Genomic DNA, 13,042 nt, shown 5'->3' on the forward strand with positions numbered 1-13,042 from the left:
TTAGAATCAAATCTCAAAAAACTCTCACATATCTATAATCCTACCCCCTCGACATCTTTCTCTCTAATATTTTTTCACCTACATTTTTGTAAGTATTTCGATAGTAACACTATAGGAAAATATCATTCTTTAGAATCAAAAAGATTTAAATTGGAGGAATATTCCGTCAATTAATCTAATTAAGAAGGTTAGACTCAACTCTCTTAAATCTACTAAGAGACTTTTAGATTTAATTGAAGTTTATTCTAAACTACATTCATATGAATCAAGGGGGAAATTTAATGGGGCTAAGGAAAACCTTACTGGTGACAATTATTTTCATTTTGTCTCTAAGTACAACACTACTCAATGTTAGTGCAGCAAGTGCAAGTAGTAAAAGCTTGCAAAACTTACCTACCATTCAACAAGAAAAACCACAGGTTAACATTTCACAATCCTTACTAAATCGACAAAATCCAGATGAAAAAGTAAGGGTAGTTGTCGAGCTTGAGGGCGAACCAGCAATTCAAAAAGCTACTAACAGAGGTCTTCTATACAAACAATTAAAAGCAGCAGAAAAAAAATCTTTTGAAGCAATAGTAGAGAATGAACAAAGAAATGTAAAATCTCATTTAAAATCGAAAACTCCTTCAATGAAGTACCTAAAAAACTTCACTGTTGTCTTTAATGGATTCTCTGCGGAGGTTGAGGCGAAATATATCGAAGAAATAGCTTCCACTTCTGGTGTTAAAGCGGTCTATGAAGCAATGGAATATGAAAGACCTGAATACACACCGGATATGGTGCATTCAAAAGAATTGGTTCAGGCGCAGCAAGCTTGGAATGATTATGGCTTCAAAGGCGAAGGCATGGTTGTCGGCATTATCGATACAGGGATTGATCCTAGCCATAAGGATATGATTCTATCAGATAATAACACAGCCGAGTTGACACAAAGTGAAGTTAACTCATTATTAGCAGATGGGGCAATTGAGAATGGAGAATTTTATACCGAAAAGGTTCCTTTTGGTTACAACTATATGGATGGCAATAATATTATTTTAGATTTAGGTCCAGATGCCTCTATGCACGGTATGCACGTTGGTGGAACAGTTGCGGCAAACGGCGATGAAGAAAACAACGGCATTAAAGGGGTAGCTCCTGAAGCACAGCTTTTGGCTCTTAAAGTATTCGGGAACGACCCACTATTCTCCTCTACTTATGGAGATATTTACATTAAGGCAATTGATGACGCGATTAAACTAGATGCAGATGTGCTAAACATGTCGTTAGGTTCACCAGCTGGCTATGTTGATGAGAATAGCCCTGAACAACAAGCCGTTTCGAGAGCGACTGAAAACGGAATCGTGGTTGCTATTTCATCAGGAAACTCTGATATGTATGGTTCAGGGAGTTTTTATCCATATGCAGAAAACCAAGATTACGGTGTAACAGGTTCACCTGGTATTTCTAATGATTCAATTAGTGTAGCATCGATTGAAAATAGCATGATTACTGCCTACAGCTTCGATTATCAATTTGACGGTGAAAAAGCTGGAGGTGCACTTTATCTACTGGCAAATGGTGCAGATCCGCAAACTGTTTTATCTGGACAAATTGAGGTGTTGGATGCAGGTTTAGGGACACCAGAGGATTTCCAAGGCAAGGATTTCACAGGAAAAGTAGCCCTAATTTCTCGAGGAAGTATTTCTTTCGTTGAAAAGGGGTTCAATGCACAAAATGCCGGAGCAGTTGCTGCGATTGTTTACAATAATGCAGATGGCACAATCAATATGGCATCAGATCCTGGAATTACAATCCCTTTTATGTCTGCTTTACAGTCGGACGGGTTAGCATTAAAAAATGCTCTCGATAATGGTCAAACAGTTACAGTTTCCTTTGAGGGCAATTTTGTGGAAGTACAAAATCCAAGTGCCGGTCAAATGAGTAGCTTTACATCTTGGGGACCAACTCCAAATCTCGATTTCAAACCTGAAATTACAGCACCAGGAGGCAATATTTTCTCTACATTAAACGATGATCAATACGGTTTAATGAGTGGAACTTCGATGGCAGCTCCTCATGTGGCCGGTGGTAGTGCTTTAGTTTTAGAGCGAGTTGACTCTGAATTTAATCTGTCTGGGTTTGATAGAATTCAGCTTGCAAAAAACCTCTTGATGAATACTGCCACTCCAGTGGAACTTGCAGATGGTGAATATGTTTCACCTCGCAGACAAGGTGCAGGTTTAATGCAGCTAGCAAACGCCCTTACAACCGATGTAGTTGTAACAGAAAGCCATTCAAATGAAGGTAAAGTAGCATTAAAAGAAATTAATAATGACCAATTCACCTTTACATTACAAGCTAAAAACTATTCACAGGAAGAAGTTACTTACGATGTAATTACACAGCTTCAAATTGACTATCCTGCCGATATTGGCGGCGGTTTATACGTAACAGCACCAAACGAAATCGGGTCATACGTATTAACCGAAGAAGAAGCTGATATTAACGCTCCTGAAACCGTTACGGTTCCAGCCAATGGTACAGCAACCATTACAATCTCAGCAGATGTATCTGCTATCCCTGACGATATTCGTGCGATTTATACAAATGGATTCTTTGTAGATGGCTTTGTTACTTTACTTGATCCAAATGAGGAAATTACAGGTAACGTTCCATTATCTGTACCATTCTTTGGCTTTAACGGCAACTGGGATGATGCCCCTATTTTCGATTATTTTGCTTGGGACAGCTTAACTTACTGGGGTTATACGGCTTTAGCCGATGAACAAGGACTGTTTATAACGGGCGATTCAGATGGGTTTAATCCAAATCGCTTTGGATTCTCGCCTAACGAGGATGGTGTTCGTGACCTAGCGATTCCTGTATTCTCCCTTTTCCGTAATGCAAAGCAATTTAAAGTGGAAGTTGTAGATACTGAAGGCAATGTTTTACGTACAATTCGAACTGCCAACAATCTTACAAAGCATTATGAGTCTTCAGCTACATTACTTCCTTATACGTACAATCTAGACTATGGTTGGGATGGGTTGATTAATAACGCCCTAGCTGCTGATGGAGACTACATCCTTCGTTTAAGTGGAGTTATTGATTATGAAAATTCAGATTGGCAATCAATTGAATTCCCTGTAAAAGTGGACACGGCTGCACCAACGGCAGAAGTAGCTTATGATAACGAAACTAAAACAATATCAGCAGAAAACTTCATGGATGCAGAGATGGGAACGGGTGTGGATTACTGGCAGGTGCTTGTAAATGATAAAGCAATCTCTGAAGTGCTGCCAACTTCTACTTCTACATTTACATTTGAGGGCGAAATTACAAATAAAGACAAAATTACTGTTCACGTAGTAGATGTAGCACTAAATACAACAGTTTACGATTTCCAAGCAGAAAGTGAACAAGAAACAACACCACCTGTAATTTATATTGAAGCACCTGAATTTTTCGATGTCTATGATACACATGAAATAGATGTATTTGGAACAATAGAAGATGACTCCAATATCAAATCTGTAACCGTAAACGATGAAGAAGCAGCAATTGATGGTGCGAAGTTCTCTCATACATTGAATCTAGAAAACGGCGTACAGGACATTCGAGTGAAAGCAATCGATGAGTTTGATAACGAAATGCAGATCGCACGTAAAATCTTCGTAGATACGCTAGCTCCAACTATTAAGGTTGGCAAGTATCCTAGAAATACAAAAGAAAGCACAACAACTGTTGTCGTTACACTGAAGGATAACTTTGATGAACTAAGACTAACAGTGAATGGTGATGAAAGATTCATGCATGAACTTTCCGAACCATATGCAATGAACGGCTTTGAACAACAAATTGAGTTGGAGCTTGAATTAGCTGATGGTACGAATGAGTTTGTTATTGAAGCTGAAGACTTGGCTGGAAATATTACTACTCAAACAATCCAAATTAAAAAAACCGGGAAATCAGATGAAAAACCAGGTAAAGGAAACAGTCCTGCTCAAACTGAGACGGATGACGCAACAGGAAATCCTGGGAATGGGAAAGGCAATAACGAAGAGACTCCGGCCGTTGATGAAAGTGAAATACCTGGCGAGGTAATAGAAGAAGCAATAATAGAAAGTTAATTTAAAATAGACGTTACTTCATGTTCAAATCAAAAAATAGGTTCATTAGCATAATGCTTTTTAAGGCAGATTTATAAAAAATAGAAGACCCCAAATTGTACTTTCATACAATTTGGGGTCTTTTAATGATTATAAAAATCCTGCCTTAAGGTTCGCGGTGTGCCTGTCGCAGGCTTTCGGCACAGCTTTCTTTAATTTAATAAGTCGTTCAACACTTATATTAAAATTCAGAAATTAAAGCTCTCCCGCTTTCAACTTCGCGGTGCGCCTGTCGCAAGCTTTCGGCGCAGCTCGATTTAATAATTAAGCTGCCTCAACACATATAAGGTTTATTTATTAGTTGGTAACTTCCCTGCCTTTAAATCCGCGTGCCACTCTTTAAGGAACGGAATGTCTTGTTCTTTGATTGCTCCTGTTTCACTAGCTGCTTCTACTAGGTAGTCAAAGTTGGTTAATGAAACATATTTCACGCCTGCTTCTTCAAAGGCTTGTTCGGCACGCGGTAAATTATATGTATATACGCACACAACACCTACTACTTCACATCCAGCAGCTCGTAAGGCTTCTACAGCCGTGATAGATGAACCACCCGTTGAGATGATGTCTTCTACTACTACCACTTTTTGACCTTGTGCAATTTTTCCTTCGATTTGGTTGCCTCGACCATGTTCTTTTGCTTTTGAACGAACATAAACCATTGGAGATTCTAATACATCCGACACCCATGCAGCATGTGGAATACCCGCTGTTGCAGTACCCGCAACCACTTCTGTTTCCGGGAAAAATTCTTTAATATTTTGTGCAAGACCCTGCGCGATTTGTTTACGAACGGTTACGTCAGAAATAGTTAAGCGCGTATCACAGTAAATCGGAGACTTGATACCTGAAGCCCATGTAAATAAATCAGTTGGATTTAATTCAACGGCCCCTACTTTTAACATTCCATGCGCAATCTCTTTTTGTACTGACATTTAGTTTTCCTCCCATAATTCGCAAACTTTTTTATACGCTGCTACTGGATCATTTGACCTAGTGATCGCACGACCTACTACGATTAATGATGAACCACCAGCACGTGCTCCATCTGGTGTAGCTATACGTTTTTGGTCATGAGCATCCCCACCAGGCAACCGTATACCAGGTGTCACTCTTAGAAACTCTTGTCCGCAAGTTTCACCAATTTGACCTGCTTCGTGCACAGAACAAACAACACCATCCAATCCGGCTTCCTTGGTAATGCTTGCATAATGTAATACAGAATCTAATAGTGTTAAATTAATCTTTTGTTGTTGTTTCATTTGTTCTTCCGTTGTAGAAGTTAGCTGCGTGACAGCAATTAGTTTAGCTCGATCTTTGCCGGCTGCAGTGCCAGCTTCTAAGCCTTCAAGCGCTCCACGCATCATTTCGACACCACCTGCTGCATGAACATTGACTAAATCAACACCTAGGCGAGCTAGTCCCTTCATGGCAGACTTTACTGTATTCGGTATATCATGAAGCTTCAAATCCAAGAAAATATCATGGCCTTGTTCCTTTACTTTTTGAACAATGCTCGGACCTTCTTGCAAATATAACTCCATTCCAATCTTTACGAAGATCGATTCGTTAAAATGATTCAAAAACTGGAATACTTCTTTTTCACCAGGAAAATCTAGTGCTACGATTGGTTTTGTGTTCATTTACAGATGGCTCCTTCCGATAATCTCTTTAATTCGTTTTACCCCAAGCTCTTCTAAACGAGCAGGCAATGCTTCTATAATATTCGGGCATACAAATGGATCCACAAAGTTAGCTGTACCTACAGCAACTGCCGATGCACCTGCAGACATGAAATCAATCACGTCTTGTGCGTTTGTCACACCACCCATACCGATAATCGGAATGTTGACGGCCTTGTAAACTTCATACACCATACGAATGGCTACTGGTTTTACAGCAGGACCTGATAATCCACCAGTTGCGTTTGCAATAACAGGCTTTCCTGTACGTTCATCCAAACGCATACCAACTAATGTATTTATCATCGTGATTCCGTCTGCCCCACCTGCTTCAACTGCTTTAGCAATTTCCACGATATCTGTCACGTTAGGTGATAGTTTCACATAAACTGGTACCTTTGAAACTTTTTTAACAGCTTCCACCAATTCTCTAGCAATCACTGGATCTGTTCCAAAAGTAATCCCACCATGCTTTACGTTTGGGCAAGAGATATTTAACTCTAATGCCCTTACATTTGGCGAAGTGGAAATCTTCTCAGATACTTCAACATAGTCCTCAGTAGTTGTTCCAGCAACGTTTGCAATAATTGGTACATCGAAGCGTTCTAAATACGGAAGCTCGTTTGTCATTACTTTTTCTAAACCAGGGTTTTGCAGGCCAATAGCATTTAACATTCCAGCAGCTGTTTCAGCAACACGCGGTGTAGGATTGCCTAAACGTGTTTCCACTGTTGTTGCTTTGATCATAATAGCTCCTAGTTTTGATAAATCATAAAGACCGGCGAATTCTTTACCAAAACCGAAGCAGCCTGAAGCTGGCATGATTGGATTTTTTAAATCTAAGCCTGGGAGTTGAATACTTAATCGACTCATAGCTCAACAACTCCTTTCGGGAATACTGGCCCGTCTGAGCATACTTTTACATAATCCTTGTCTGTTTGATCGGTTGTTTTGCAAATACAAGCAAAGCAAGCACCAATCCCGCATCCCATCCGTTCTTCAAAGGATAGGAAACCTTGTTTTTCGGGATAAAATCCTTCCAATGCACGGAGCATTGGCAGAGGCCCACAAGCATAAAATACGTCAAATTCAGGCTTTAGCTCATCGAGCAAATCTGTAACGAATCCTTTTGTTCCTTTCGTACCATCAACCGTCACGAAATGAGTATCGCCTAAAGTAGAGAATTGATCTTCATAGAAGCACACATCTTCTGTAGCAAAGCCAAACACATGAATCGTACGGATTCCACGAGCATTTAACTGTTGTGATAGCTCATAAAGCGGTGGTACTCCAATGCCTCCACCAACTAGAAGGGCTGTTCCACCTTCTGGAACTGCCTCTACTGGGAAGCCATTTCCTAGCGGACCAAGCACATCAACTTCATCACCCACTTGCTTTTGGGAAAGTATTTGTGTCCCTCTTCCTTCTGCACGATAGATTACTGTTGCCTCACTAGCTTCTTTGTTAATATTTGCAATACTTATTGGTCGTCGAAGAAGTGGCTCAAAGCTATCTGACACACGAATGTGGACAAATTGCCCAGGATTCATGTCCTGAACAATTTGACCTTGTAATGTAAGTTCAAAAATATGATGAGCAATTTCACTTTGACGAACGACAATCATTCGTTCTTGTTGAATCATTAATGTACTACCTCCGCTTTTGGCATTTCTTCTGCTGTAAATGTCATTGACTCAATCACTTCTAACATTGCCTCAGCTGTATCTAATGATGTTAAACATGGAATACCATTTTCTACAGATTCACGGCGAATTCGGAATCCATCGCGAGCAGGCTGTTTCCCTTTTGTTAAAGTATTGACAACAAGCTGTGCTTGGCCGTTTTGAATAACTTCGAGTAAAGTTTTTTCTTTTGATCCAATTTTTCCAACTACATCCGTATGAACACCGGCTTCTGCAAAGCTTTTTGCCGTACCTTCAGTAGCCATGATGCGGTAGCCAACAGTGTTGAAGCGTTTTGCTAACTCGATTGCTTCTTTTTTATCTTTATCCGATACTGTAAATAACACAGTTCCGTGAGTTTTAATTTCCATACCAGCTGCAACAAAGCCTTTGTACAATGCTTTTTCGAACGTGGCATCTTTCCCCATTACTTCCCCTGTTGATTTCATTTCAGGTCCTAATGTGATGTCTACACGACGAAGTTTTGCAAAGCTGAATACTGGTACTTTTACAAACACACCTTTTTGCTCTTTTGCTAAACCAGTTGGGTACCCTTGCTCTACAATGGATTGGCCAAGTATTGCTTTTGTTGCAATGTTCGCCATTGGAATGTTCGTAATTTTACTTAAGAACGGTACTGTACGACTAGAACGCGGGTTCACTTCGATTACGAAAATCTCACCTTTTGAAAGGACGTACTGAATATTCATCAATCCAACAATATTTAATCCTTTTGCCAGACGAGTTGTGTAATCTACTATTGTTGCTTTTTGTTCGTCTGTCAGCTTTTGCGGCGGGTAGACAGAGATTGAGTCACCAGAGTGAACTCCTGCTCGTTCAACGTGCTCCATAATACCCGGGATTAGCACATTTTCGCCATCACAAATTGCATCTACCTCAATCTCTTGACCTGTTAAGTATCGGTCAACAAGAACTGGATGATCCGGAGAAGCCTCTACCGCGTTTTCCATGTAATGTTCTAATTCTTGATCGTTATACACGATTTCCATTGCACGTCCACCAAGCACATAAGAAGGACGAACCAACACAGGGAAGCCTAGTTTTTTACCGATTGCAATTGCTTCTTCCGTCGAGACAGCCGTTTCCCCAGCAGGCTGTGGAATTTCTAATTCACGCAATGCTTGCTCGAATTTATCGCGGTTTTCTGCACGGTCAATATCTTCCAAGCTTGTTCCCAGGATTTTCACGCCGTTAGCTGCTAATTTATCGGCCAAGTTAATAGCAGTTTGGCCACCGAATTGAACAACTACACCGATTGGTTTCTCTAAATCGACGATATGCATTACATCTTCTATAGTTAGTGGCTCAAAGTAAAGTTTGTCAGAAATCGAGAAGTCTGTTGAAACTGTTTCTGGATTTGAGTTAATGATAATTGCTTCATAACCAGCTTCCTGAATCGCCCAAACAGAGTGAACTGTTGCATAGTCAAATTCAACTCCTTGACCGATACGGATCGGACCAGAACCTAATACGATTACTGATGGTTTCTCGGTTACGATTGACTCATTTTCCTCTTCATATGTTCCGTAGAAGTAAGGTGTTGTTGACTCGAATTCTGCTGCACATGTATCCACCATTTTATAAACAGGAATGATGTTTTGTTCTTTACGATATGCATAAATTGCACTCTCATCGCTATTCCAAAGTTCTGCTATTTTCTTATCAGCAAAGCCCATACGTTTAGCTTGGCGCAAAATTTCTGCATTATTTACATTGTCAGCTAAAGTTGTTTCCATTTTGATGATGTTTTGCAATTTATTTAAGAACCAAAGGTCGATTTCGGACCATTCATGGATTTTCTCGATTGTTACACCGCGGCGCAATGCTTCCGCGATAAAGAATAGACGCTCATCTCCAGCCTTACGAATGCGTTTTTCAATCCAGTTATCACTATTTTCTTCAGCATGCTTTAATTCGATATGAGTATGGCCTGTTTCTAGTGAACGGACAGCCTTTAAAATTGCTTCTTCAAAATTGCGGCCTAACGCCATTACCTCGCCTGTTGCCTTCATTTGTGTCCCTAGATTACGTTTGGCTGATTCGAATTTATCGAATGGCCAACGAGGAATTTTCGCAACAATATAGTCTAGAGCCGGCTCGAAATCTGCATACGTTGAACCAGTTACAGGATTTACAATTTCATCTAAAGTTAAGCCAATAGCTATTTTCGCTGCAAGCTTCGCAATTGGATAACCTGTTGCTTTAGAAGCTAGTGCAGATGAGCGAGATACACGTGGGTTTACTTCGATTACATAGTAGTTGAAGCTGTGAGGATCTAGCGCCAACTGTACGTTACAACCACCTTCGATTTTTAGAGCTCGGATGATATCTAATGAAATATTGCGCAGCATTTGATATTCGCGATCCGATAATGTTTGTGAAGGTGCTACTACGATGGAATCTCCTGTATGAATTCCCACCGGGTCAAAGTTTTCCATGTTACATACAACGATTGCGTTATCGATGGAGTCACGCATTACTTCGTATTCAATTTCTTTAAAGCCTGCAATGGACTTTTCTAGTAAACATTGTGTAACTGGGCTGTATTTTAAACCACTTGCTACGATTTCTTCTAATTCTTGGTCGTTCGAGCAAATTCCTCCGCCAGTCCCACCAAGAGTGAATGCTGGACGGACGATTACTGGGTAGCCAATTCTTGCAACAAAGTTTTTCGCTTCCTGCAGGTTATGGATAATGTCGGACTCAGGTACCGGTGCACCTAATTCATACATTAAATTACGGAATAAATCACGGTCCTCTGCTTTATGGATGGCATCTAGTTTTGTACCTAAAATTTCAATACCCAGCTCATCTAAAATGCCAGAGTCATTTAATTCAATCGCCATATTTAAACCAGTTTGCCCTCCAAGTGTTGGAAGGATTGCGTCAGGACGTTCCTTACGTAAAATACGTGACACAAATTCTAGCGAAATTGGCTCAAGATATACTTTGTCCGCGATTTCTGTATCTGTCATGATTGTTGCAGGGTTTGAGTTGATTAAAATTACTTTGTAGCCTTCCTCTTTTAAAGAAAGACAAGCTTGTGTACCTGCATAGTCAAATTCTGCTGCTTGGCCAATAACAATTGGACCTGATCCGATTACTAAAATAGTTTCAATATCTGTACGTTTAGGCATGTTGTTTCCCTTCCTTTACATGTGATTCCATTAATTCAATAAACTCGTCAAATAAGTGATTGGAATCTTCTGGCCCAGGAGATGCTTCTGGGTGGTATTGTACTGTGAATACTGGATGTTTTTTATGGCGTAATCCTTCGATTGTGCCGTCATTTAAAGCAAGATGCGTTACTTCCAAATCAGTGTCTTCCAGAGAACTTTCATCCACTGCATAACCGTGGTTTTGTGAAGTTAATTCTGTACGACCTGTACGTAAGTCTTTTACTGGGTGATTTCCTCCACGGTGTCCAAATGGAAGTTTGAAGCTTTTCGCTCCACTAGCTAAGGCAAATAATTGGTGTCCTAAGCAAATACCGAAGATTGGAACTTTTCCGATTAAATTACGGATTGTTTCAATACCCTCTGTTACATCTGCTGGATCTCCAGGTCCGTTTGAAAGCATTATCCCATCCGGATGCCACGCTAAAATTTGTTGTGCAGAAGTGTTATATGGTACCACAAGTACGTCACAATCACGTTTGTTTAATTCACGCAAGATACCGTGCTTCATACCAAAGTCTATCAAGACAACTCGCTTCCCGCGCCCTGGACTTGGATATGCCGCTTTTGGAGAAACTTCCTTCACATGATTTGTAATCAGTGGTGTCGCTTGTAATCTTGCAACCACTTCTTCTACATTCACTTCTTCGTCAGCTGCTGTAAGCATTGCTTTTACAGCACCTTTTGAACGGATGATTCTTGTTAATTTACGTGTATCAATCCCTTCAATCCCAGGGATATCCTGCGACACTAAATAATCATTTAGTGAAAGGTCGCTACGGAAGTTTGATGGTTCCTTTGCAAGCTCTCGACATACCACTCCACGAATAGCAGGTGTAATGGATTCAAAATCATCACGATTAATGCCGTAGTTTCCGATCAATGGATATGTGAACGTAACAATTTGTCCGTAAAAGGATGGATCTGATAACGTTTCCTGATAACCAGTCATCCCTGTTGTAAATACTACCTCACCTTGTGACGCTCTTTCGCTACCGAACGCGTAGCCATTAAATACTGTTCCATCTTCTAAAATCAATAATCGCTTTTTCATTATTTTGCCTCCTCATAAACGATGTTGCCTTCTACCATTGTTAGTACCGGCCAACCTTTTGCCTGCCAGCCAGTAAATGGTGTATTGCGTCCTTTTGTTGCAAATTCATCTGGATTAATCGCCTGCTCTTTATTTAGATCAATTAACACTAAGTCTGCTGTAGCCCCTACTTCCAACGTACCATATGGAAGATCAAAGATTTGTGCAGGCTTAATTGACATCCAATCAATTAATTGCTTTAATGTCCATTTCCCTGTTTCTACGAATCTTGTATATAATAGCGGGAATGCTGTTTCAAATCCTACAATTCCAAATGGAGCACCAACCATCCCACAGCATTTCTCCTCAACTGTGTGAGGTGCGTGGTCTGTTGCGATACAGTCAATTGTTCCATCAAGTAATGCTGCGTGTAAGGAATCTTTATCGTCTGCAGCGCGAAGTGGCGGATTCATTTTCCAGTTCGCATCATCGCTTGGAATATCCATTTCTTCCAATAGCAGATGGTGTGGACAAACCTCAGCAGTGACACTTATTCCAGCAGCCTTTGCATCTCTTACCGCTCTAACCGATTCTTTCGTCGATACGTGACATACATGGTAGCGGGCACCTGCTGCTTCAGCCAGCAGGACGTCACGTGCAATTTGTACGGATTCGCAAATCGATGGGATTCCAGGTAAACCAAGCTCTTTATTTCTTTTGCCTTCATGCATAACCCCATCATAGATTAAGGAGTTATCTTCACAGTGTGCAACGACAACCATGTCAAGCTTTGCGGCTGCCTGCATCTGTTCGTACATTGTTGAAGCAAGCTGTACACCCACCCCATCATCCGAGAATGCTACTGCACCACTAGCTTTTAGAGCAGCTAAGTCTGTTCGTTCATCACCAGATTGTGCTACCGTTAGTGATCCATAAGGCAAAACCCTAACTTTTGCACTTTGTTCAATTAAGCTATTTATTAATTGCAAATTTTCAATCGAGTCAGGCACTGGTTTGGTATTCGGCATTGCACAAATTGTTGTAAATCCTCCCTTTGCAGCTGATGCCGTACCTGTGGCGATTGTTTCCTTATGTTCAAAGCCGGGCTCACGCAGATGGACATGCACATCGACAAATCCTGGAGTTAGTAAATTTCCATGTCCATCTATTATTTCAGCACCTTCAGGCTGTTCTCCGCCTAACTCCGAGATGCGACCTTCAACAATTGTCACAGTTGTGTTTACTAATTCACTCTGTTCGTTTAGTAGTTTTACATTTTTAATATATTTTGTCATGT

Annotated in this window: 8 protein-coding genes; 1 reads left to right on the plus strand and 7 read right to left on the minus strand. The window is 40.5% G+C overall.

From position 1 onward, the window contains the following. Nucleotides 1-281: 281 nt before the first annotated feature. Nucleotides 282-4,115 (plus strand): S8 family serine peptidase, encoded by a 3,834-nt coding sequence (locus ACFQU5_RS05765; protein ID WP_390285654.1) that lies wholly within the window; start codon nt 282-284, stop codon nt 4,113-4,115. A gap of 329 nt (nt 4,116-4,444) precedes the next feature. Here the strand turns inward: ACFQU5_RS05765 and pyrE are convergent, their stop codons facing one another. Genes pyrE through ACFQU5_RS05800 form a run of 7 tightly spaced genes read right to left on the minus strand, consistent with a single transcriptional unit; the run spans nt 4,445 to nt 13,040 of the window. Continuing rightward, entirely contained in the window at nt 4,445-5,086 is a 642-nt protein-coding gene (pyrE, locus tag ACFQU5_RS05770) for an orotate phosphoribosyltransferase (RefSeq protein ID WP_390285656.1), read from the minus strand. Beyond that, entirely contained in the window at nt 5,087-5,794 is a 708-nt protein-coding gene (gene pyrF, locus ACFQU5_RS05775; protein WP_390285658.1) for an orotidine-5'-phosphate decarboxylase, read from the minus strand. It abuts the gene before it with no gap. Next, nucleotides 5,795-6,706 carry a dihydroorotate dehydrogenase gene (locus ACFQU5_RS05780; protein ID WP_390285660.1) on the minus strand — a complete coding sequence of 304 codons (912 nt, stop codon included), beginning with the start codon at nt 6,704-6,706 and terminating at the stop codon, nt 5,795-5,797. It abuts the gene before it with no gap. Beyond that, nucleotides 6,703-7,476 carry a dihydroorotate dehydrogenase electron transfer subunit gene (locus ACFQU5_RS05785; protein WP_390285662.1) on the minus strand — a complete coding sequence of 258 codons (774 nt, stop codon included), beginning with the start codon at nt 7,474-7,476 and terminating at the stop codon, nt 6,703-6,705. The genes ACFQU5_RS05780 and ACFQU5_RS05785 overlap by 4 nt, the downstream gene beginning before the upstream one ends. Then, nucleotides 7,476-10,673, minus strand: a complete 3,198-nt coding sequence (gene carB / locus ACFQU5_RS05790) for a carbamoyl-phosphate synthase large subunit (RefSeq protein WP_390285664.1) — start codon at nt 10,671-10,673, stop codon at nt 7,476-7,478. The genes ACFQU5_RS05785 and carB overlap by 1 nt, the downstream gene beginning before the upstream one ends. Beyond that, nucleotides 10,666-11,766, minus strand: a complete 1,101-nt coding sequence (locus tag ACFQU5_RS05795; RefSeq protein WP_390285666.1) for a carbamoyl phosphate synthase small subunit — start codon at nt 11,764-11,766, stop codon at nt 10,666-10,668. Before ACFQU5_RS05795 ends, carB begins: the two co-directional genes overlap by 8 nt. Then, nucleotides 11,766-13,040, minus strand: a complete 1,275-nt coding sequence (locus ACFQU5_RS05800; RefSeq protein WP_390285669.1) for a dihydroorotase — start codon at nt 13,038-13,040, stop codon at nt 11,766-11,768. Before ACFQU5_RS05800 ends, ACFQU5_RS05795 begins: the two co-directional genes overlap by 1 nt. Nucleotides 13,041-13,042 lie beyond the last annotated feature (2 nt).

The organism is Ureibacillus sp. GCM10028918 (genome assembly GCF_042666115.1).
GTDB lineage: Bacteria > Bacillota > Bacilli > Bacillales_A > Planococcaceae > Ureibacillus.